Source organism: Bacillus sp. P4_E1, assembly GCF_056401715.1.
Genome location: NZ_JBFUIV010000001.1, coordinates 318,800 through 340,566, shown reverse-complemented (window position 1 = coordinate 340,566; position 21,767 = coordinate 318,800). Strand labels below are relative to the sequence as shown.

Sequence of the window (21,767 nt, the reverse complement as noted above, 5' to 3'; positions counted from 1 at the left end):
GTTTATACGGCCTTCAACACTGGTTGTGATTAGCAGCTTTTTTAGCTAATTCAGTAATATATTCAAAGAATGCATCACGTTTTACATCATAAATGACATTTACTGGTCTTCCGTTAGCAGTTTCCACTGTACGTCCTTGGCTGGGTCCGTATGTATGAACGATACTAGCAATCGTTTTTGTTTTTGCAAGATCAGCTTTCCCAACAAACGCAGCAGTTAATACATCCCACAAATAGTAGGTAGAGTTAGTTGAAAAGTGAACGAGAGGGGGGACCATTGCATAGCATTGACCAAGGAAATCAACACCAATATACTTACGCTCTTTTGCCCACTGTTCACGTATGTCTATAGTTAGCGGAACCTGGTTTGTACTTTCTAGAGTTACTAAATCAATGATTATATTAGCATTCCAAACACGAGCTACTGCTTCGGGATCCCAAAATGAATTCCACTCGGCTGTTCCGTCATGTTCTGGCTCATGTACATTGCCTGCAGTACGAAATGTACCGCCCATCCAAACGAGACGTTCAATTTTATCTTCGATTATTGGAGATTCATATAGTGCACGAGCAAGGTCAGTCAGGGGCCCTGTAAATAATAAAGTTGTTTTTCCATCAGTTTGTAGAAGAGTCTCTATTATATGATGATGTGCAGGTTTTTTTGATGCAGGTGTAACAACTTTCCCAAACTCATTTAAAATTGGTAAAGCATCTACATAAAATGCATGCATCCGCCATTCTTTTGGAAATGGGTTTTTTCCACGAGAGTTGGACGCTGCTACCTCAATATTATTTTTGCCGAAGCGATCTATAATTTTACGACTGGCAGACATTGCTGGTTCTAAATAACAATCTGCAGGAATAACTGAAACACCTGTAAGTTCTATATTTTCCATCTGGAGTAGTAAAAATAGTGATATTAAATCATCTACACCACCATCATGATTGAAGTACACTTTTTTCATCATTTTAATCTCCATTCTTTAAAATTTAACCAGGAATTAAATTTTAATTGATGAAAAATCATCAATAATTTCCACCACTTCAATTCTCCCATTAATCAGTAACTCAGGAAGTTCATTTCTAACGTTTCCTTTCCAATACTCTCTAGCTTGTTCCATTTTTTGAGCGAAAGGAATACCATCTTCTTTCGGCAAAAGGTTTCCATCACCTTCAAAAGAACTTCCGATTACTCGTAGTTTAACAATCTGCAAAACTTCTCGATTATAAGAATCAAATAGCGCTTTCCATTTCAAAGCATCCTCATAGCTTTTGGAAGCATATAAGCAAGACAACCTTGAGGGATATTCAGGAAATTCTTGCAGTCTAACCATTTCTACAATCGTTTCTCTAACCGCTCTAATTGTTTGATCTATATAATTCAGAACTACTTTAGCATTTTCATTATTTATATGTAATTCCTTATTGATATAATGCCTTTTTAAAATTTGAATGGAGTCTTCATCATTAGAATTTAATTGTTCTCTTTCAAAAAAGAAGTGATAGAGGGTATTAGTTTGATTTTTGTCAAAGTGAATGATTTGTCCGATACTCATTGTTTTCCTTGTAACGATGTGATATGCGTAAAATTCTGCTTTATTCATGGTTATCCTCCTAGTAGTAATTATCATATAATTCAATATTAAATTTAATAATTCAACATCAAAATATATAAAACCTTTGTAAGTAAAAAGTTATAAAGTGGGAGGATTGGAGTGAAGAGTGGAAGAAATGCACGTAAACGCTTTAAAAATGTTCACAAAATGTTCACTTACGAAGGAGTTTCCAATATCGATATAATGACAAAGACTCAAAGAGAAGGGATGATGAAAATTGCCAACAACAAGAAAGGAAAGCCTCCAATTTGGTATGATGATGTGCCTCGGGATGGTTATCGTTATGACGTTTTACAATTTATTAATGAATGGAGCAGGAGGACCAATTCATATTAAGGAAATCGCATTAGAACTAATAATTGGATTTATTATTGCGCTATTAATTGAAATATGTATCGTTGGACCGTGTGCGAAAAAGATTGTATTTGCATTACCATTTGATAAATCAAAAAAAGTAAACATGATTATTGCGATGGCAACAACAATGGTAATCGGAATGGTATTCTTTATGTCATTTTACGGAATGGCTATGATGTATTTACATAATGGGTTACATGGTGACTCATTCGCTTCAATTTATTTCTCGATTTTCATTAAAAATTTCATTATGGCGTACCCACTTCAATTAATAATAATGGGACCTCTTGTACGTTTCTTATTTGGAAAGTTTGTTTTGAAGAATAAAGGTGTTAATGTAGCGTAGTTTTAATTACTAAAATATTATATACGGATTAAATATTTTAAACACATCTCACATATTTTGAGATGTGTTTTTTCGTGTACATTACTAATTATTTTCATATCGATGTGACATTTGTCCTTTTGTCGTTGTAGTATTGTAGCTTTTAATTAAATCATAGATAGAAGATTAGGAGATGATTTTTTTGAAAGGTATTTTACTTTCAGTTTTTGGAGGAGTATTCATTACACTTCAAGGTACGTTTAATGCGAAACTTAGTTCAGATATCGGTATATGGTCGACGAGTATTATGACGCATTTAATTGGGTTTCTTATTGCAACAACTATATTTTTGTTAAAGAAAGAAGAGAAAGTAACGGATTTAAAGGGTGTAAAAAAAGTATATTTAGCAGCTGGCGCACTTGGTGGGTTGATTATTTGTGCGGAAACAATGGCGATATATTCAATGGGAGTTACATTAACAGCTGGAACACTTATGGTTGCTCAATTATTAACTGCTACTGTTATTGAAATGAAAGGATTATTTCATATAAAAAAGATACAAATGGAGAGATACCATATTGTGGGGACAATAGTAATGATTTTAGGTATTTTTGTGTTTAATATGTAAGGAAAGAAGGGACTGTAAGTGGATAATAAATCAGACTTAATTATTCAATATTTGAAAGCTTATAATATACTTGAAATTTTTTCAGGAATAAGTACTGACAATTTTCAAGTAAATCATTTTGAAAAAGGCAAGCTTATTTGCGATAAAGATGATGAAATTCATCGTTTATATTTTGTTATTAAAGGAAAAGTAAAAGTTTACACGATTACACCAGAAGGAAAGAAACTAATCCTTCGCTTTATCAATCCATTAGCAATTGTTGGTGATATTGAATTAATACAAAATAGCAAAGCACATAATGTTGTTGAAGCTTGTTCAGATGTTGTAGCAATCTCCATTTCTAATACAGTTATTAGAAATAAGTTATTACATGATCCTATATTTATGAAGTTCTTGCTTGAAAACATTGCGAACACGTTAAAAATATCGACTCGTTTTACAGCTCTAAATTTACTTTATCCGGTAGAAGTACGTGTAGCTAGTTATTTACTTTCGATTTCAACGGATAGTAATGGGAATATGTATAAAGAGGATTTAGATTCAACTTCTGTATCAAGTATTGCAGATTTTATAGGTGTAAGTTATAGGCATGTAATTCGAGTTTTACAAAAATTTTATAGTGAAAAATTAATTAAAAAGAAAAATGGAGTTATTGTAATTAAAGATTTTTCTAGAATGAAGGAAGTTGCTAAAGATAATATATATGAGTAATGAAAGGGAGAGAAGGGTTATGATTGGATTTAGTTTAGCTATATTAGCTGGAATATTAATTAGCTTACAATCTGTTTTTAATACGAAAGTGAATGAAATTGTAGGACAGTGGTTAACAACTGCATGTGTTCTTGGAATAGGTCTCATAAGTTCTGTTTTATTTCATATCATTACAGAGAAAAGTATAAGCGTTAACTTTTATACTGCAAATTATTTATTTTATATAAGTGGATTGTTTGGTATCGGATTAATTATTTGTATAATGGGTGCAATAAAGAGTTTAGGTCCAGCTTATACGGTGCTCATTAGCCTTATTACTCAATTAGTTGTTGCATTATGTGTTGATACATTTGGATTGTTTGGAATGGAGAGAGTACCTATACAAATAAATAAATTAATTGGTATAGGTCTATTAATTGTAGGGGTAGGAATTTTTAAAAATCTTTTTTCGAATAAGAAAGCTATTACTATAAATGAGGATAGGGTCTAAAGAATTTAAAGGAAAAGGTGTTAATAATTAGAACATATACATTTAGGTGGTAGTAAATGAGCGATAAGGAGAGAAAATAAGTGATTCAGTACATGTTGGAAGATGGTGTACATTATATTATGAGTGCAGTGACATAACTAGGAGGTTTCCACTATGACAGCTTTATTTAAAGCTATGGAGTTCCAGCTGAAAACTGAACGACTTGATCTGAGTATGTGGGAGGAATCCGATTCAGTCTGGATGAGAAAATTAATTGGCGAACGTGGTGTGGATATGCCAACCCTTGACGCCGTTCGTAGTATGCTTATAGAGATGCGTAAGAGAGCAGGCGAAAATGGCATTTCCCTTCTCACTATTCGCCGACGAGACGAAGGTGATTTCATCGGATACTGTGGCTTGATTATCGGTCGTTCCACACTGGAAGAGCCGGAGATCGCATACGAGTTGTTCCGCAGTGCTCATGGCAAAGGCTATGCGACTGAGGCAGCATCTGTTGTGCTGGACGCTGCGATTGCTACGGGGCGCCACAGACTTTGGTCGACTGTAGGCGCTTGGAATGTTGCGTCCTTCCGGGTGTTAGAAAAGATAGGATTTAAGAGGCATCACAGTACGTGGGACGAGCGCGGTGAGATTGTTTGGAACGTACGCGACCTTTAGAAATCCCGGACCTAACTCGAAACTATTGAAAAGGAGAAGAGGTCATTAGTTTGGGCAAGAATTCAGATAAAGATAAAATAACTGATTTATAATTCAAATAGTGACAAACTATAACTGAAGCATGTCCTCGAAAGCGGAGTGTTGCCTTCGCACCGAGGCTATGCCCTCCCCCAAAAACCAATCGAACGTTTCAAGTTATATATCTTTATTATACTGATTAAATTAAATATTTATTGTTTACTTATTTCATTCATTATGTAAATAAAAAAGGATAGTTAGCCCTCATAATGGACTAACTATCCTATAGATTATTATATGAATTTAATAAAATCGAGGTCTTCTTTTATATATGATTAATATATAAGCTATAGATTTATCATTTTTCAAACCGTATATGAACGAACTTCAACATCTTTATTAAATTTACAATCCGCATCATAATTCGTGTACTTCCATCCCAATCTTTATTTGTAGGTATATGTTTAAAGAAAGGGGAGCAGCTTAATATTTTTATGTTAGAAGACCACTTTTCTATTGTCTTTGGATTATTTACGTAAAAATACATCATAGCGCCGTTATTACCAGATTTTTTTACAGTAGCATTCGAAAGTGTCAGTGCGAACTTTGATTCGGCATCAAAATATAACTCTCCTCCAGGAAAACGTTTTACCATAGCGACAAATATCTCCTTCAGTTCTTCTTCTTTAAAGTAATAAAACACACCTGCTGATATAAAAAGAATACCGTCTTTTGGATCATATTTTATATCGTTGAACCAAGAAGTGTCAAAAAATGATTTGGCAATGCTTATATTTCGTGGTGTATCTTCAATTAATGTTTTGCGGAAAGCGATCGCATCAGGCAAATCAAGGTTATACCACTGTATAGTACCGTTATCAATTCTTGAAAAAGTAGTGTCTAGTCCAGAACCGATATTTACTATAGTAGCATTCGGATGTTTTCTAATAAATTGTTTAATAGTATCGTCTATTTTTCTTGCACGGGTAATGTAAGTGATACATCCATATTCGCCAAATGTATCTGCTATTTTAGAGAAATCAAAGTCGCATTCTTTAATAATCCGAATAGCTTCCGTATCATCTAAAATATCCTTGTTTTTCTCACTACCATATGCTCGTCCCCATAGTGGAATAAGCATAGTACTTTGAACTGATTGTAAATCTATTTCTTTAACCATGAAACGTCCTCCATTTAATAATAAAAAAATATCATATATATATGATTAGTCGTTATTTAGCATTTTTGATAGCATTTTATTTGTTTTATACAGTCCGTAAGTTAAATCACGTTGATCTTCTTCACTGAGTTTTTCAAGATTACTAGTGAAATTATTATAAATTTGTTTCCATCTTTCGTAATGTACTTTTTCAGCTTTATCTGTTAAGGAAATTAAAACAGCTCGTTTATCTACTGTATCTTGTTTTTTTACAATGTATCCGTTTTGCTCTAAATTACGAACGGTTACACTTAATTGTTGTTTAGGTATGTTTAAATAACTAGCAATCATTTTTAAATTTACAGCGACTTTTTGCTGGGCAATATACTCAATTATGTGTTGCTCTAAATGTGTAAATTCAGTGGATTTCTCTGATAATAATTTGAAAGTACCTGACATATTTAATAATAAATTCATGTATTCGTTTATTAATTCTTTATTAGTCATTATTTTTCGTGTCCTTTATCAATTTAGTAATTATTTTATTACTATTTTTACTTAAAATCAAATAATAACATTGATATTAGTAATTGTTTATTTACTAATATCAATGTTATTTAAATCGTGAGAGATGCATTAGAGGAAAAGTTAAAGTTTTTTATGAGCGGTGAGTAGAAAGATTATAAAATATTACTTTATACATAAAAAACTAATGAAGCCAATGTCTTTTTCAGTCATTATACTATTAATAATTTTATGGTAAAATCTTTTACATAATGAAATAAAGGGGTAGTATTCTATGGGTTATTTCTCAAATAGTTTATTAGTTTTGTTTGTTCTTATCGTATGTAGCTGTATGATTTTTGGTTGATAATATAATGATGGATTGATATAAAAGAAGGTATCTCACAAAGATGAGATACCTTCTTTTTCTTATAATTGTAATTTAGATTCAGTATTTGGTGATGGTTGAAATGTATATATTTTATACTCACCATTAGTTGATATATTAAACAAATATTAAATAGAAAAATATATATGGTACCAATCTTATTAAGTTCCTTATGTTTTTAAAGAGAAGGAGTTTCATTTTTTCTTATTGAAGTATTGTTCTAGTCAGTTTAACGATGGTCAAAATTTTTTTGGAATAAAACAAAAAGGATGATAGGGAGTATTTACATGAAAACTATTTTAAATTACACGATTGAACCCCCTAAAGATTTCAATGAATTATTAACTATGTATGAATCTTTAGGATGGAATTCTCTTGAATTATCGGTTAATGAGTTAGAGCAAATGTGTAAGCAAAGTTGGTATGCAATATATGTTTTTGATGACCAAAAGTTAGTAGGGATGGGACGTGTTATATCAGATGGTGTAATTACTGGCATTATTTGCGGAGTGTGTGTATTACCGGAATATCAGTCCAAAGGCATTGGAAAGGAAATAGTGGAACGATTAATCCGGCACTGTGAACAAAAACGAGTTATTCCACAACTTATGTGTGTTGAAGATTTAAAATATTACTATGAATCAATTGGATTTGAGGAATTTTCGATTGGTATGACGAAACATATTAAACGATAGCGAGGCTTTGTAATTTAGAATTACTTGTTTATCAGGCCAATTTTTAGATTTCAAAAATTTCATTATAAAGGAGAATAATGTTATGGAGATTGCTAAAGGGGTAGAGATGTTACATCTTGAATTTCAAGAGTATATTATTCACCCAATTCTTTAATGGGATGATGAAATGGCAGTTTTAATAGATACTGGATTTCCTGGACAAATTGAAGATATACGAATAGAAATGGGTAAGGTTGGAGTATCGTTTGATAAACTAAAAGCCGTGATTTTGACGCATCAAGATATAGATCATATAGGTAGTCTTCCTGAACTATTACAAAACTGTGGAAGTAATATAAAAGTCTATGCTCACGATCTAGATAAGCCATATATCGAGGGGGAGTTACCTTTGTTGAAGGATGCACAAGTACAGAATCCACCAAAAGGAAAAGTGGATGATACTTTGGTTGAAGGCCAAGAACTTCCATATTGCGGTGGTATTCTTATTATTCATACCCCAGGGCACACTCCTGGTCATATTAGTTTATATTTGAGACAAAGTAAAACTCTTATCGCTGGGGATTCAATGTATAGTGTAAACGGAATTTTAGGGGGAATTCATGCCCCAACTACTTTGGATATAAAAGAAGCGCAAAATTCTTTGAAGAAGTATTTAAATCTAGAAATTGATTCTGTAGTTTGTTACCATGGTGGATTAAGTAAGGGGAATATAAATGCACAAATTCAAGAGCTATAGATAAGAATTTTTTGTTAATCGGTGCTAAAGTATAATTTAATTGCTAGTATATAAATAAAACCCTTAAATTAATAAAGAGCATGTTTGAAGGGATTTCAAACATGCTCTTTATTAAATATAATCAATTTAATTTTGATGACTTAATCCATTCCAATAAAACGAAACGATTTCTTTTGCTAATTCATCTATATTTGCAAGAGTAGGATTGTGATTCTCATCTTTAAAATTCCCGATTGATAATAAAGCGACGAAAGCATGGGCAGCAAATTTAGGATTTCCTTTAGGAATTTCTCCAAGGAGAATTGCGTTATCTAGCGCTTTTTCCAACACTTCATACATGTTATCCTCGGCATTTTTTAATTCCTTTAATTGCTCTTCAGATAAAGAAAGTTTTGCATCTTTCATAAAATTATTCATATCAATATCCATCGTTGCGTGTAAGTATACTGTAGCAAAGTTCAATAATCTTTCTTCCAAAGTTTTATTCGTAGAGAGTATTTGATCCATATTTTCTCTTATGCGCACCATCATTTGAATCATAGTAGCGGTAAATAGATCAGCTTTTGTTGAATAGTAATAGTAGACAGTTGCTTTTGTAACTCCACATTCTTTCGCGACCTCATCCATTGAAACAACTTGATAATTTTGAGTGAGAAATAACCTAGTTGCAACTTCTAAAATGATTTCTTTTGTAGACTTTGTATTTTTATTTTGACGAGGCCTTCCGAGAGGACGTTGTTTTTGATCCAAATACATTCGCTCCTGACATTTATTATTGAGATAATTATAACATAATTTTTTAATCATTCTTGATTAATTAACCGACCAGTATATATAATTAATATTGGAGGAAAAAAGGAAGGTGGGGTTTTATGAAAAAGCACCCGTTACATATGTTAGGGAGGCTTGTAGCAGGGAAGAATACGCAATGGATAACTTTATCGGTATGGATTCTTATTACATTAGTACTTTCATTTACGTTACCACAAGTAAACAGTACGAAAGAACCGAATCCGAAAAATTTACCTGAAACAGCTATGTCACAGCAAGCTGAAGCACTTATGAAAAAAGAATTTCCTAATAATGCAGGAAACCCGTTGTTAGTTGTATGGCATCGGGATGGTGGATTAGAGTCAAAAGACTACAAATTAATACAGGACGTTTATAAAGAGTTAAAAAAGGACCCTTTAAAAGAACAATCATTGTTACCACCATTTGATACAATTCCAGAGCAAGTATTATCAAAAAGTGCATCAAAAGATGGTACATCATTTGTCACACCAATATTTTTTAATAAATCTGCTGGAACGGATATATTAAAAGGTAATTTAGAAGAGTTACGAAAAATAGTGAATAGTAAAGTGGATGAAGATCCGTTCAAACAAAAAATTACCGACTCTGGTTTACATGTTCGATTATCTGGACCTGTAGGTATTCAAACGGATGCGGTAAGTTTATTTAGTCAAGCTGATGTGAAATTATTAGTTGCTACTGTACTACTAGTATTGGTTTTATTAATTTTACTGTACCGTTCACCAATTTTAGCAATTTTACCTTTACTCGTTGTTGGTTTTGCATACGGAATTATCAGTCCGACACTGGGCTTTTTAGCAGACAATGGATGGATTAAAGTAGATGCACAGGCTATATCGATTATGACTGTCTTACTGTTTGGAGCAGGAACGGACTATTGTTTATTTCTTATTTCAAGATATAAAGAGTACTTGCTAGAAGAAGAAAGTAAGTATAAAGCATTGCAACTTGCGATAAAAGCATCAGGTGGAGCAATTATAATGAGTGCACTTACTGTAGTATTAGGGTTAGGAACGTTATTACTTGCTCATTATGGAGCTTTTCATCGATTCGCAGTTCCATTTAGTGTGGCTGTTTTCATTATGGGAATCGCTGCTTTAACGATTCTTCCAGCATTATTATTAATTTTCGGTAGAGTTGCATTTTTCCCGTTCATACCGAGAACAGCTGAAATGAATGAAGAGTTTGCAAGAAAGAAGAAGAAAGTAGTAAAAGTAAAAAATACTAAAGGATTCTTTAGTAAAAAACTTGGGGATATCGTTGTACGTAAACCGTGGACAATTATTATGCTAACCGTATTTTTATTAGGAGGCTTGGCTTCATTTGTACCGCGTATTCAATACACGTACGACTTATTAGAATCATTCCCGAAAGATATGCCATCACGCGAAGGATTTACATTAATTACGGATCATTTTTCAGCTGGAGAATTAGCGCCAGTAAAGATTGTAGTTGATTCAAAGGGAAAAGATTTACCTATTAAACAAGAAATAGAGAAATTATCTTTTGTTAATAAAGTGAAAGAGCCAATGAAGGGAAAAGAAAATAATCAATTGCAAATGTATGAAGTTTCTTTAGTGGAAAACCCATACTCAATTGAAGCATTAGATCAAATCCCTAAATTGAAAAATAGTGTAGAAAAGGTATTAAAAGATGAAGGAATTAGTAAAGCTGAGAATCATTTATGGATTGGCGGAGAAACAGCTTCCTTATATGATACAAAGCAAATTACTGAACGGGATGAAGCGGTTATTATTCCGGTTATGATTAGTATCATCGCTTTACTTTTACTCGTGTATTTACGTTCAATCGTTGCGATGATCTACTTAATTGTAACTGTCGTTTTATCTTTCTTCTCTGCATTAGGAGCAGGCTGGATTTTACTGCATTTCGGTATGGGAGCTCCCGCGATACAAGGTGCGATACCGTTATATGCATTCGTATTTTTAGTTGCTTTAGGAGAGGATTATAATATCTTTATGGTTTCTGAAATATGGAAGAATAAAAAGAAACAAAATCATTTAGAATCAGTTAAAAATGGTGTTATACAAACAGGTAGTGTAATTACATCCGCAGGTTTAATTTTAGCAGGGACTTTTGCAGTGTTAGGCACACTTCCAATTCAAGTTCTTGTCCAATTTGGTATTGTAACTGCAATTGGTGTATTACTAGATACATTTATTGTAAGACCACTGCTTGTACCTGCGATTACAGTCGTTTTAGGACGCTTTGCTTTTTGGCCAGGGAAACTTTTTAAAAAGAGAGAAGAAGTAAAAAAAATGGATATATAATAGAGAAGTGCCAAGGATATTTTCCTTGGCTCTTTTCTATGTAGTTCATTAATTTTTTGAAGTCAAATCATCAGTTACAACGTRATCAGCATCTTCAATGGTTGTTTCGGGCATTCCATATGAGCCGTTCATTGCTTGTTCTTCGATATTAAGATTTGCAGTATTATTATTTTGAATAGATGTAGTATTTTCGATAACATTTTCTTTTTTATTTACATTTTTGTCATTCATGTTTGAATCCTCCAAACGTCATTTGATTTATTAATAGTATGTGGATGGATTTCCAGAAATATGTGAACGAATTTCTGCAGATGTTATATAGTTAAATAAAAAGCTTAGTATTAAATTTAAACTGTAAGGAGTGAACAAGTGTGGTGAAAACAAGAAAGTTAGCCTTCTAAAATAAAAATAAAATTTTAGGAGGCTATTAAAATGAAGTTTCATGTAATTGACAGAGAAAATTGGAATAGAGAGCAGTATTTTGAACATTATTTAAAATTAAAGTGTTCGTTTAGTATGACAGCGAATGTTGATATTACGATGATGCTAGAGGAAATACATCAAAAGGAAATCAAATTTTATCCGACTTTTATTTATGTAATTTCTAGAGTGATAAATAAACATACAGAATTTCGAACATGTTTTAATGATGAAGGAGTTTTAGGGTATTGGGAGGAAATGATACCTAGTTATACAATCTTTCATAAAGATGATAAATCTTTTTCAAGTATATGGACGGGTTATTCTAGCGATTTCCACATTTTCTATAAAAACTATGAAGAGGATATGAGATGTTATGCTAATGTTCATGGTTTCTTCACGAAAGAAAATATTCCGCCAAATATTTTTCCGATTTCTGGTATACCTTGGACTAGTTTTACAGGATTTAATTTAAATATTAATAATGATGGTGATTCTTTATTACCAATTATTACTTGTGGGAAATATTTCAATGATGGAAGCAGGGTTATGCTACCTGTTTCATTGCAAGTACATCATGCGGTTTGTGATGGATATCATGCGAGTCGATTTATAGAGGATTTACAGGAGCTAGCTAATACTTGTAACGAGTGGCTTAAGTAATATCTAATTATTAATTATATAAAATTGAAAATGAATAAGCGTTAAAATAAAAAGAAGAGAACATATGTATATTACATGTTCTCTTCTTTTTATTCATTCATATTAAGTAACAGTGGAAAATATAGGTTGATTTGTAGTTTAATAGTAAAGAGAGTGATTAGTTTTAAATTTCTTTATTTTATAATTATTTAAGGGTTCAAATGTTTTAATAGGGGGAAGGTAAAGTGAAATTCATACGTATTGAAAAAGATGAAATCCTAATTAATAATATGGCAAAATTGTATTGTAAAGCATTTGAGAAAACAAATTTTACTGAAATGATTGAGAGAATGAAAAGACATATAGAATATGCAGATTTTAAAGGTATAGTAGCAATAAATGATGAAAATGAGGTAGTTGGTTTTACTTATGGTTATCGCTCATTAGAAGGGCAGTACTATAATCAATTAATGAGAGAAGCGTTAAATCTAGAACAAGCAGACGAATGGTTACAAGATTGTTTTGAATTTGTAGAGTTAGCAGTTCACCCACAATATCGAAATGAAGGTCTTGGAATGAAATTACATAATGAATTATTAGAAGGGATTTCAAATAGAACGAGTATTTTAACAACACAAATAAACAATGAAAAAGCGCGTTCTTTATATAAAAGATTGGATTGGGTGGATGTATTAGAGCCATTTCACCCAAGTAAAAGTGATGCCCCATATGTAATAATGGGAAAAATATTAAAGACAAAAGTAAATTAATAACTATATCGTTCACAAAAGTTATCGGTTTATAACAATGAAGGGGAAAACAAAAATGACAATAATATCTATAGAAAAAGCTACAATTTTAGATGCTGAAAAGTTAACAGAAATAATGAAAAGAACATTTGATGAAGAAGCAAAGCGATGGTTATACGGCCAAGGTGATGTAATTGATTATAACATTCAACCGCCAGGATATTCTTCAGTTGAAATGATGAAATATTCAATTGAATAATTGGATACTTACAAAGTGATAATGGGTGAAAAAGTAATCGGGGGAATTATAGTTACGATCTCTGGTAAATCGTACGGAAGAATCGATCGTATTTTTGTAGAGCCTTTTCTTCAAGGAAAAGGAATTGGATCGCGGGTTATTAAGTTAATAGAAGAAAAATTTCCGAACATAAGGATTTGGGATCTTGAAACATCTAGTAGACAAATTAATAATCATCATTTTTATAAAAAAATGGGCTATGAAATAATTTTTAAATCTGAAGATGAGTATTGCTATGTAAAAAGAAAAAATGTAGATGCAGTTGGAGAGAACCTAATTAAAAATAAAGATATGAAAAATGGTCAATACGAAAACTGTAATTTGGTTAATACAGAATATTATCAAGTAAATTTAAAAAATAGTGCATTTGTTGGTAGTAATATAATGCATATGAATATGAGTAATTGTAATATAAGTCAATCAACCTTTAGAAATATTAATTTTAGAAATTCCTCATATGCAGATTTAAATATTTCTGGCAGTAAATTTAATTTTGTGACTTTAGGTGGAGTTCAATTTAGAGATACAAGCCTTGGAGAGGATAAAGATCCTATTTCATTTGATAGATGTGATTTGGAAAGTACTACAATACGTAGTAGTAATCTGAAAAATATTGAAATAGAAAATTGTGATATTACCGGTATGAAAATAAATGGTATTTCAGTAGAAGAACTGCTTGAGTTGTATAATAGGGTGAAAAATTAAATAAAAAATCACTTAGCATATTCTAAGTGGTTTTTTCATTTTGAACGAGAGGGAATATAAGAGATGATGTTCAAAAAGCGAATATTATATCGAAATAATTATATAAAAATAACACAAAGAAATAAGGGTTGGCAGGATTTTAATATGGGATATTAGAATATGAATATTTGAATGGAGGGGAAAAAGATGGAGATTAACGTTAGAGCAGTAGAAACACAAGATGCTAGAGCAATTCATCGTATATGCATACAAGATGATGTTTTACCTTATATGGTTTTCTTACCTAGTATGCGTGTAGATGCAATGGAGAATAGAATTCGAAATTTAGCACAGAATCAATTTGAATTTGTAGCAGAATATGATGGAGAAGTTGTTGGATTTGTCGGTTTAACCCAAAGTCCAGGGCGAAGATCTCACTCGGGAGATTTATTCATCGGAGTAGATAGTGAGTATCACAATAAAGGAATTGGAAAAGCACTTCTTACAAAAATGCTTGATTTAGCTGATAATTGGCTAATGTTAGAACGAGTGGAACTTGGTGTATTAGAAACGAATCCTAGAGCTAAAGTATTATATGAAAAATTTGGATTTATCGAAGAGGGTGTAAAGGTTGGGAATTTGAAGGCTCATGGGAAATTTGTTAACGAAATCATGATGAGTCGTTTTAGACCACATGGTTTGATTGTACATAATAAATAGGTGTGAACTTAAAAGAAAGTTGTACACTTTAAAAGAAAGTTATACATGTTAAAAGAAAGTTGTACATTAAATAATATAGTTGTTAGATAAAAAGCATGATACAAAAAAATGGTGTTTTTTGTATCATGCTTTTTATTATGGTGAGATTATTAAATTAAAGTCGTTTTAAAGTAGAAAGATTGTTTAGGTAATACAAAAGTGTGAAATTTAAAAAGAAGTTTTATATTAATACGATTTTGTTGAAAAGTAGAAAAAATTGTTTACTGACTTATTGTAAGCTAATTTATTAAGGGCTTATACTGAGGATAGTGCTAATTGAAGAAACAATTTTTTATCAATATGTATTACTTATACTAGCCTAGTGTACGAAATTAATTAAATGTGTAACGGAGGGTTTCTAAATGATAACGGAGCAAGAGGAATCGAAGAAACAAAGACCTAGAATTCAAACCGTTTGCCGGATTTACCAGGTGAGATACCTATAGTTGATGGCTATATGGAGAATAGAACAACACTGGTAACGAAAGAGAACGAATGGTTTAACTATAAGTTGATGGTTCATGGTGATAATGGAATAGGTAAAAGTGTAAAAGAATTTGTACAAGTCGATCCTCATAAATGATGAGTGTATTGTATTAATTTGTTCGTAACAGCATCCTTCAAATATTTGAAGGATGCTATTTTACTTATATAGGAAATACAACTCATAAATCAATTTTTTTGATTTAAATAATTGAATTAATGATATACACTTACAAATTTAGAGGAAATAAGGGGGGGTTATGAAATCTATTTAAATTCCATTTAAGGCATATCAGGGTACTTAGACAACGTTTAGAAAGAGATGCAGAGTTTCCTTAATTTTTCTAATACCAAACAAACAAGTAACTGCAAAATTAAGTATAGAAGAAATTGTTTAATTATTTTGACACTTTAATAACTATTGGCGAGGCTGTATTTGAAAATATTTGAGTTGTCTTGAATATTGACAATAACATTTTAGAATTTATCCTAAGAACCTCCTTAATGTGCATATGAAAGAAATGAGGAAGGCGAATTTTATAAGATTGAAAATTATGACTGAGAACGTTATTTAAACTGTTAATTGAAAAAGGAGCATATTAGCTCCTTTTTTATTTCTATTACAATGTTAATTTTTGGTTGTTATTAATGCTTTAGATAATCCGTATTCATAAAGAATACAATTAAAGGTTACTTGGCTAATAAAAAATTATTCCCATCCCTTAGCATGTTCTCTTATCAATTCAATCATTTTTACAATAGCTGGTGAAAGCCATTTATCTTTGTGGTAAGCAAGGAAAGTAGAAATGGCAGGATGCTCTGGTGATACTTCTTCACCCGACAATTTGCTTGCAATCAGCTCTTCTTTTACGGAGAAATAAGGAACGAGTGAAATACCAAGTCCACTTCTAACACACTGCTTTATAGCCTCAATACTTTGAAAGTCGAGACTCTCCTTTACATCCATTTGCTTGTAATTTATATAGTGTTCAAAAACAGATTTATAACTGCATGATCGTTCGGTATATAGTACTGTACTAGAGTCCTCACTGTCGTTAGGGCGTATTAGAACCATCTTTTCTCTTTTCAGATTTTCCGTAAAAAGTTCTGGAAGGGATAAATCATCTTTCTCTAGTATCAATGCAAGATCAATATCTCCATTTTGTAAGTATGATGTAACATCATAATTATCGATTGATTTTAAAGAGAGATTAACCTTCGAATATAATCTCTTATATTCAAGTAAGATTGGGGGAATACGGCCTATTGTGAGTGATTCAGAAATACCTATAATAAGATTTCCTATCGGTTCATCATTGGTGTTTAAAGCTTGTGAATATAAATCAATGATTTTGGCCGCATACGATAAAAAGTGTTGACCATATTGAGTCAGCACTACTTTTTTACCTAGTCGATCAAATAATGGTTTTCCTAATTCTCTCTCTAGTTCTTTAATATGTGTGGTAACGGACGATTGAGCATAACCCAGATGATCAGCTGCTCTTTTAAAGCCATCTTTCTCTACAATCGTTTTAAATGTGACCAGATGTCTGAGTTCCATACTGTTTCTTCCTTTCTTAGTTCAATTTTATTGAACGTTACGTTCGAATATATCTATTTTACTAATCGGACACTGTATATTATTATAAGCACATAACAAGTTTGTTATCAATAGTAACAAACTTGTTATGTTAAGGAAGGCGGTATTAAACATGACGGTAAAGATAAAGATATATTCTGATTTCGTTTGTCCTTTTTGTTTTCTAGCTGAACAGCCATTGGAGGAAGCAATTAAAGGAAAGGATGTAGAAGTAGAGTGGATGCCTTATGAATTGCGTCCTTTCCCGAATGAAACTCTAAAGCCTGAAGGTAGCTATCTACAGAACACTTGGAGACAATCTGTTTATCCTATGGCAGAAAGAATGGGAATTAATATAGTACTTCCAAAAGTTTCTCCGCAACCATATACTCATTTGGCATTTGAAGGCTATCAATATGCGAAGGAGAATGGGAAGGGAAACGAATATAACGAACGTATACTAAAAGCCTTTTTCCAAGAAGAACAAGATATTGGTGATATTAATGTACTGACTAAGCTAGCTGGCGAAGTCAATTTAAATACCGATGAGTACCGTTCAGCTCTAGAAACGAGAAAGTATCAGGAAGCACATCAACAAGCACTTCATCATGCATATGAAGAAGCAAATATCTCGGCAGTGCCCACTTTTATTATTGGCGATACAAAGGTATCTGGCATTCGTTCCAAAGAATCTCTTGAAGATATTATTGCAGAAGAAATTAGTAAAAAGCAGCCTGATTTTCCAGAGGGTATGACGTGCGGAATTAATGGTTGCTAATTTAAAAATCGAAAATATTAAATAAAATTTTAAGTACAGAAGGAGTTTATATTATGACAAACAACAATTTACTTTTCGAAACCGTGAAATTAGGTAGTATTACGGTTGACAATCGCGTGGGTGTTGCTCCAATGGCACGCACAAGCGCTACACCAGAAGGTGTAGTCACTGACGAAATGGTTAATTATTATGCGAAATTTGCTCGTGGAGGATTTAGTTTAATCATAACTGAAGGAACATATCTAGATGATGCTTATAGTCAAGGATATTTCGATCAACCTGGTATCATTAATGACAAACAAATTAAGGGTTGGAAAAGGGTTACAGATGCTGTTCATCAAGAGGGCGGAAAAATATTTCTTCAATTAATGCATGCTGGTGCCTTATCTCAAGGAAATCGTTTTGTAAGGGGCACAATCGGACCATCAGTGGTTGAACCCAAAGGACAACAAATGAAGGTTTATGGTGGTAATGGTAAATTCCCAGTACCTAAAGAAGCAACAAAAGAAGATATTAAAGTGGTAATTAAAGGGTTTGCTGAGGCTGCAAAGAATGCTAGAGAAGCTGGTTTTGATGGCGTTGAAATCCACGGTGCTAATGGGTACATCCTAGATCAGTTTTTAACGTATTATTCTAATAATAGAATTAATAAATATGGTGGCACTACTGAAAATCGTGTTCGCTTATTGGTGGAAGTTTCAAAGGCAGTGCGTGAAGCAGTTGGAGAAGAGTATCCAGTAGGTATCAGAATTTCTCAGGGTAAAATAAATGACTATTTCTATAAGTGGGCTGATAAAGAAAAAGATGCTGAAATTATTTTTGGTCAGTTAGGACAAGCAGGACTAGACTTTATCCATGTAACAGAATTTGAAGCATGGCAACCTGCATTCTCTGAAGACGAAGGAACAAGCACAACAGATTCAGCATTTGGAACTGGATCTACTCTTGCAGCATTAGCTAAAAAGTACAGCAAATTACCTGTTATCGCAAATGGAAGCCTTCATGACCCAGAAAAAGCAAAAGAAATTATCGAAAAAGGTGAAGCTGATGTTATCACTTTAGGTCGTGGAGCTCTTGCTAACTATGACTGGGCAAACAAAGTGAAAGATGGAGTACAACCAGACGAATTTGTACCGGAAAAGACATTAAGTCCTGACGCTAAAATCAAAGGATTTGAAGTGTAAACATTCTTCGTATAATAGTGATAGTGCTTGAATAAGATAAAACACCAAATTTTGAAATTACCATATTTATTCCATCAGTCTTTGGCTAGAGGGAATTTTGTGAGCAAATACACTTAAACAAAGGTGCTTTAGTTCAAGGGCGATCTTCAGCAATCGAGCGCTATTGTTGAATCAAACTTAGATTTTTAAACAACTTTATTATTTTTTAAACGGCTTTATTGTAAATTAAACAACTTTTTTGTCACTTAACACAACGAATAGTTTGGAAATTTGTATTGTACAACTTTCTTTTAAAAAGAAAACAAATTGTAATTTGGAATTGAAGTTGTTATTGTACGACTATGTTTTAATGTCATTTAAAAGGATCTTTAATCAATAGGCTATACAGTAATGTTAATGTACAACTTTGTTTTTACATAACAATAGGTGTGTAAATTGAACAGAAATATCGATTTGTTTTGAAAAAAGTATGGCAAAAGGACGCCATACTTTTTTTAATAAACTAAAAAAAGAGCAACTTTTATTTAAAGGATGTTTTAAAGGATGAAGCATTAGGAATCATCTCAATCCGGAAAGCATATGACTTAATAGAATCTATTTCTATGTGCAAGGGGAATGCATATGTGGAAATTTCAAAACCTTGAAAAAACGATTGCATAAGTATATTTAAATTTTATTTATTTTCATACACAGTATAATTGAGCATTCAAGGAACAAGGAGTGATTGTAATGTCGACAGACCAACCTATTCCTGGACATTTTATTATGGACCCACAGCGAGCTATGCTGTTGCCACCGGAATTGAAAGCAGCTCCATCTGAATCATTAACAGAACAATTATTTATTGAACGATCTATAACTGAAAATAGATTTTGGTTACGTATTATGAAAGAGCATGCTTTGTTTCTTGGTGAGGGGTTTAATCGTAACGATAAAAATTTAATTCAGCAAGTAGAACAGTTTTATAATCAGTTTGATAGGCAGCTGCAAAAAGCATTTACTATTCCACAAACTGTTCAAGCGGTAAGGCAATTAAATGAAGAGAGCATTCAGTTAGTGTATGCTTTTCGTAATTATAAAAGAAACTTACTAATTTTAATCATCAATTGTAAAGTGAAAGGGTTTAATTTCCCACTTTTAGTGGATCATGTTGCACGAGAAGCAGAATATTTTATGCGGACACTTCAAAAGTTTAACGAAGGGAAAATGGATCCTATTCAAGATGCGATTATTAGTGAGAATGTTTTCTGGCTGCGTATTATGATGGAACACTCACGTTTTATTGGATCATTACTGGATCAATCGGAAAGAAATCTTGTTCATACAGCGTTGAAATTCGGTGATGATTTCGAAATTTTGCTTAACCAAGCTAGAGATGTTGAATCGATGTTATATCAAAAAGAACCGACATACCCGATTATAGGAAAAATGAATAAAGATAGTGAAAATGCCACTGTTGAGTTAAGGGATTTCAAAAAAGCAGGATTAGAGTTAATTCAAACATGTCAAATCCGAAATGTCATAAATCCATTGCTTGCTGATCATGTTACAAGAGAGGCAGAGCATTTCCTCTTCATGATTCATGTATTGGAGCAAAGGCTAAAGCAAAAGCAAGTGGAACAATCTCCGCAATAATAAATAAACAAGAAAAGCATGGCAAACTAATGTCATGCTTTTCTTGTTTATCCCGCTATTTGTGGGCAGTAAAACTCCCACCTCAAAATTTGGCTGGAGCAAAGAAGTTATGTGGGAGTCGGGCTGCCCGTAAACGCCCGATTGGTGAAGGCTAATAATCAGTGGGGGATGAATAAAATCCCCACTGATTAAAGTTTCACTTTATAAATTGTGATTCAATTGTTTCGGTTGTAATAAAAATATTGCTAATCCAATGAAAATAAGTAGAATTCCTAGTCCTTGCTGTAAAGAAATTGTTTCATCTAAAATGAAATAGGCTAAAATACAAGTTCCAATTGTCTCTCCTAAAATACTCATCGAGATAACAGTAGCGCTCATCCATTTTAATAACCAATTGAAAATTGTTTGTCCTAAAATCGTTGCAATGAATGCAAGACCTATAAAGGACCACCATGTTTGTGCAGTGTAATTGAAGAAAGATGACTGCTGTGTGTAAGCAAATATACCGAGAAAGAGTGAACTACTGCCATAACTAATTACCGAGTACGGTATTAGGGATAGGTCTTTACGAACATATTGACTGATGAAAAAGTAAACTGTTATGACGCCAGCAGCAATAAAAGCTAAAATATCGCCGTATAAAGCCTCACCACTAATTTGAAAATCTTGCCACCCAATCACGATACTTCCTGAAATTGCAATAAGGCAGCCTATAATCGCACCTTTCGTAAACCGTTCCTTAAATAAAAAATAACCACCGACCATTGAAAATAAAGGTTGCAACGTTACGATAACTGTAGAACTTGCTATGGAAGTATACTGTAATGATTCAAACCATAGTACATAATGAGCTGCTAGAAATAATCCAGATAAGAGTCCAAATCCCCATTGCTTTTTTGATAATGAGCGAAGTTCGCTGCGATTGTTTGTATTAAATATTAGAAACGGTAAAAGAATTACCGTAGCAAACAATAATCGATAAAAAGCAGTGATTGCTGCAGGGGCATCGGCTATTTTTACGAAGATAGCTGAAGTAGATAAGGCGAACACGCCGAAAAATAAGATGAAATATGAAAGAATAGGTGATTTCAAAGTTTGTCCCTCCGATTGGTTGTTTATTATAATGAACTTTATATAATATAATGTACAAAAGTTAGTATATAAGCCTA

General features: G+C 32.5%; 22 protein-coding genes and 2 pseudogenes. 16 read left to right on the top strand and 8 right to left on the bottom strand.

Annotation, left to right across the window (positions count from 1 at the left end; genetic code table 11):
- Window positions 1-13 precede the first annotated feature (13 nt).
- The gene (locus AC1DS7_RS01670) at window positions 14-967 is read right to left on the bottom strand and encodes a nucleoside hydrolase (protein WP_002141712.1); all 954 of its coding nucleotides are present in this window, start codon (window positions 965-967) and stop codon (window positions 14-16) included.
- 33 nt (window positions 968-1,000) lie between these two features.
- Complete coding sequence (locus AC1DS7_RS01665) at window positions 1,001-1,603, bottom strand: DUF2441 domain-containing protein (protein WP_002031883.1); 603 nt, start codon at window positions 1,601-1,603, stop codon at window positions 1,001-1,003.
- Between the two features lie 229 nt (window positions 1,604-1,832).
- Here AC1DS7_RS01665 and AC1DS7_RS01660 point away from each other — a divergent pair, with 229 nt between their 5' ends.
- The 5 genes from AC1DS7_RS01660 to AC1DS7_RS01640 all read left to right on the top strand — a co-directional run bounded on the left by AC1DS7_RS01660 (window position 1,833) and on the right by AC1DS7_RS01640 (window position 4,783).
- A complete protein-coding gene (locus AC1DS7_RS01660; RefSeq protein WP_476998727.1) occupies window positions 1,833-2,318 on the top strand; it encodes a DUF2798 domain-containing protein in 486 nt (161 codons plus the stop codon).
- Window positions 2,319-2,499: 181 nt separating this feature from the next.
- Window positions 2,500-2,925 carry a DMT family transporter gene (locus AC1DS7_RS01655; RefSeq protein WP_002127319.1) on the top strand — a complete coding sequence of 142 codons (426 nt, stop codon included), beginning with the start codon at window positions 2,500-2,502 and terminating at the stop codon, window positions 2,923-2,925.
- Window positions 2,926-2,943: 18 nt separating this feature from the next.
- Window positions 2,944-3,636 carry a Crp/Fnr family transcriptional regulator gene (locus AC1DS7_RS01650; RefSeq protein ID WP_016102042.1) on the top strand — a complete coding sequence of 231 codons (693 nt, stop codon included), beginning with the start codon at window positions 2,944-2,946 and terminating at the stop codon, window positions 3,634-3,636.
- Window positions 3,637-3,655: 19 nt separating this feature from the next.
- Entirely contained in the window at window positions 3,656-4,126 is a 471-nt protein-coding gene (locus AC1DS7_RS01645) for a DMT family transporter (protein WP_012260918.1), read from the top strand.
- A 153-nt stretch (window positions 4,127-4,279) separates the two neighbouring features.
- The gene (locus tag AC1DS7_RS01640) at window positions 4,280-4,783 is read left to right on the top strand and encodes a GNAT family N-acetyltransferase (protein ID WP_002012819.1); all 504 of its coding nucleotides are present in this window, start codon (window positions 4,280-4,282) and stop codon (window positions 4,781-4,783) included.
- A gap of 376 nt (window positions 4,784-5,159) precedes the next feature.
- Here AC1DS7_RS01640 and AC1DS7_RS01635 read toward each other — a convergent pair whose 3' ends face one another.
- Window positions 5,160-5,981 (bottom strand): class I SAM-dependent methyltransferase, encoded by an 822-nt coding sequence (locus AC1DS7_RS01635; RefSeq protein ID WP_088292226.1) that lies wholly within the window; start codon window positions 5,979-5,981, stop codon window positions 5,160-5,162.
- 45 nt (window positions 5,982-6,026) lie between these two features.
- Window positions 6,027-6,467, bottom strand: coding sequence for a MarR family winged helix-turn-helix transcriptional regulator (locus AC1DS7_RS01630; protein WP_050000737.1), 441 nt, complete (start codon window positions 6,465-6,467; stop codon window positions 6,027-6,029).
- A 672-nt stretch (window positions 6,468-7,139) separates the two neighbouring features.
- Here AC1DS7_RS01630 and AC1DS7_RS01625 point away from each other — a divergent pair.
- Together AC1DS7_RS01625 and AC1DS7_RS01620 are read left to right on the top strand one after the other, a co-directional pair.
- Window positions 7,140-7,547 carry a GNAT family N-acetyltransferase gene (locus AC1DS7_RS01625; protein ID WP_002085668.1) on the top strand — a complete coding sequence of 136 codons (408 nt, stop codon included), beginning with the start codon at window positions 7,140-7,142 and terminating at the stop codon, window positions 7,545-7,547.
- Between the two features lie 82 nt (window positions 7,548-7,629).
- Window positions 7,630-8,283, top strand: a pseudogene (locus AC1DS7_RS01620) (MBL fold metallo-hydrolase).
- 126 nt (window positions 8,284-8,409) lie between these two features.
- On the opposite strand, the gene AC1DS7_RS01615 reads toward AC1DS7_RS01620, so the two are convergent.
- Window positions 8,410-9,033: a TetR/AcrR family transcriptional regulator gene (locus AC1DS7_RS01615; protein ID WP_002085667.1), complete on the bottom strand. Its 624-nt coding sequence runs from the start codon at window positions 9,031-9,033 to the stop codon at window positions 8,410-8,412.
- Between the two features lie 122 nt (window positions 9,034-9,155).
- Here AC1DS7_RS01615 and AC1DS7_RS01610 point away from each other — a divergent pair, with 122 nt between their 5' ends.
- Window positions 9,156-11,387, top strand: a complete 2,232-nt coding sequence (locus AC1DS7_RS01610; protein WP_476998726.1) for an MMPL family transporter — start codon at window positions 9,156-9,158, stop codon at window positions 11,385-11,387.
- Window positions 11,388-11,435: 48 nt separating this feature from the next.
- On the opposite strand, the gene AC1DS7_RS01605 is transcribed toward AC1DS7_RS01610, so the two are convergent.
- Window positions 11,436-11,618 (bottom strand): DUF4021 domain-containing protein, encoded by a 183-nt coding sequence (locus AC1DS7_RS01605; RefSeq protein ID WP_476998725.1) that lies wholly within the window; start codon window positions 11,616-11,618, stop codon window positions 11,436-11,438.
- Between the two features lie 201 nt (window positions 11,619-11,819).
- Here AC1DS7_RS01605 and catA point away from each other — a divergent pair, with 201 nt between their 5' ends.
- The 5 genes and pseudogenes from catA (at window position 11,820) to AC1DS7_RS01580 (ending at window position 15,522) form a co-directional block, all read left to right on the top strand.
- Window positions 11,820-12,470 carry a type A chloramphenicol O-acetyltransferase gene (gene catA, locus AC1DS7_RS01600; RefSeq protein WP_002141726.1) on the top strand — a complete coding sequence of 217 codons (651 nt, stop codon included), beginning with the start codon at window positions 11,820-11,822 and terminating at the stop codon, window positions 12,468-12,470.
- Window positions 12,471-12,694: 224 nt separating this feature from the next.
- Window positions 12,695-13,219, top strand: coding sequence for a GNAT family N-acetyltransferase (locus tag AC1DS7_RS01595; protein ID WP_002141727.1), 525 nt, complete (start codon window positions 12,695-12,697; stop codon window positions 13,217-13,219).
- 37 nt (window positions 13,220-13,256) lie between these two features.
- Window positions 13,257-14,201 (top strand): annotated as a pseudogene (locus AC1DS7_RS01590) (GNAT family N-acetyltransferase).
- A 186-nt stretch (window positions 14,202-14,387) separates the two neighbouring features.
- Window positions 14,388-14,900, top strand: coding sequence for a GNAT family N-acetyltransferase (locus AC1DS7_RS01585; protein WP_088039357.1), 513 nt, complete (start codon window positions 14,388-14,390; stop codon window positions 14,898-14,900).
- Window positions 14,901-15,354: 454 nt separating this feature from the next.
- On the top strand, window positions 15,355-15,522 hold the full coding sequence (locus AC1DS7_RS01580) for a hypothetical protein (RefSeq protein WP_476998724.1): 168 nt from the start codon (window positions 15,355-15,357) through the stop codon (window positions 15,520-15,522).
- A 609-nt stretch (window positions 15,523-16,131) separates the two neighbouring features.
- Here AC1DS7_RS01580 and AC1DS7_RS01575 read toward each other — a convergent pair.
- A complete protein-coding gene (locus tag AC1DS7_RS01575; RefSeq protein WP_476998723.1) occupies window positions 16,132-16,983 on the bottom strand; it encodes a LysR family transcriptional regulator in 852 nt (283 codons plus the stop codon).
- 151 nt (window positions 16,984-17,134) lie between these two features.
- Here AC1DS7_RS01575 and AC1DS7_RS01570 point away from each other — a divergent pair, with 151 nt between their 5' ends.
- The 3 genes from AC1DS7_RS01570 to AC1DS7_RS01560 all read left to right on the top strand — a co-directional run bounded on the left by AC1DS7_RS01570 (window position 17,135) and on the right by AC1DS7_RS01560 (window position 20,598).
- Entirely contained in the window at window positions 17,135-17,779 is a 645-nt protein-coding gene (locus AC1DS7_RS01570) for a DsbA family oxidoreductase (protein ID WP_215589014.1), read from the top strand.
- A 53-nt stretch (window positions 17,780-17,832) separates the two neighbouring features.
- Window positions 17,833-18,963, top strand: a complete 1,131-nt coding sequence (locus AC1DS7_RS01565) for an NADH:flavin oxidoreductase (RefSeq protein WP_476998722.1) — start codon at window positions 17,833-17,835, stop codon at window positions 18,961-18,963.
- A gap of 729 nt (window positions 18,964-19,692) precedes the next feature.
- Window positions 19,693-20,598, top strand: a complete 906-nt coding sequence (locus AC1DS7_RS01560) for a DUF2935 domain-containing protein (RefSeq protein ID WP_002141730.1) — start codon at window positions 19,693-19,695, stop codon at window positions 20,596-20,598.
- Between the two features lie 201 nt (window positions 20,599-20,799).
- Here the strand turns inward: AC1DS7_RS01560 and AC1DS7_RS01555 are convergent, their stop codons facing one another.
- Window positions 20,800-21,690, bottom strand: coding sequence for a DMT family transporter (locus tag AC1DS7_RS01555; protein ID WP_215589016.1), 891 nt, complete (start codon window positions 21,688-21,690; stop codon window positions 20,800-20,802).
- Between the last annotated feature and the right edge of the window lie 77 nt (window positions 21,691-21,767).

Coding starts and splice junctions, on each gene's coding strand:
- AC1DS7_RS01670 (WP_002141712.1), bottom strand. CDS start 967: ATGATGAAAAAAGTGTACTTCAATCATGATGGTGGTGTAGATGATTTA.
- AC1DS7_RS01665 (WP_002031883.1), bottom strand. CDS start 1,603: ATGAATAAAGCAGAATTTTACGCATATCACATCGTTACAAGGAAAACA.
- AC1DS7_RS01645 (WP_012260918.1), top strand. CDS start 3,656: ATGATTGGATTTAGTTTAGCTATATTAGCTGGAATATTAATTAGCTTA.
- AC1DS7_RS01640 (WP_002012819.1), top strand. CDS start 4,280: ATGACAGCTTTATTTAAAGCTATGGAGTTCCAGCTGAAAACTGAACGA.
- AC1DS7_RS01635 (WP_088292226.1), bottom strand. CDS start 5,981: ATGGTTAAAGAAATAGATTTACAATCAGTTCAAAGTACTATGCTTATT.
- AC1DS7_RS01630 (WP_050000737.1), bottom strand. CDS start 6,467: ATGACTAATAAAGAATTAATAAACGAATACATGAATTTATTATTAAAT.
- AC1DS7_RS01625 (WP_002085668.1), top strand. CDS start 7,140: ATGAAAACTATTTTAAATTACACGATTGAACCCCCTAAAGATTTCAAT.
- AC1DS7_RS01610 (WP_476998726.1), top strand. CDS start 9,156: ATGAAAAAGCACCCGTTACATATGTTAGGGAGGCTTGTAGCAGGGAAG.
- catA (WP_002141726.1), top strand. CDS start 11,820: ATGAAGTTTCATGTAATTGACAGAGAAAATTGGAATAGAGAGCAGTAT.
- AC1DS7_RS01585 (WP_088039357.1), top strand. CDS start 14,388: ATGGAGATTAACGTTAGAGCAGTAGAAACACAAGATGCTAGAGCAATT.
- AC1DS7_RS01575 (WP_476998723.1), bottom strand. CDS start 16,983: ATGGAACTCAGACATCTGGTCACATTTAAAACGATTGTAGAGAAAGAT.
- AC1DS7_RS01570 (WP_215589014.1), top strand. CDS start 17,135: ATGACGGTAAAGATAAAGATATATTCTGATTTCGTTTGTCCTTTTTGT.
- AC1DS7_RS01565 (WP_476998722.1), top strand. CDS start 17,833: ATGACAAACAACAATTTACTTTTCGAAACCGTGAAATTAGGTAGTATT.
- AC1DS7_RS01560 (WP_002141730.1), top strand. CDS start 19,693: ATGTCGACAGACCAACCTATTCCTGGACATTTTATTATGGACCCACAG.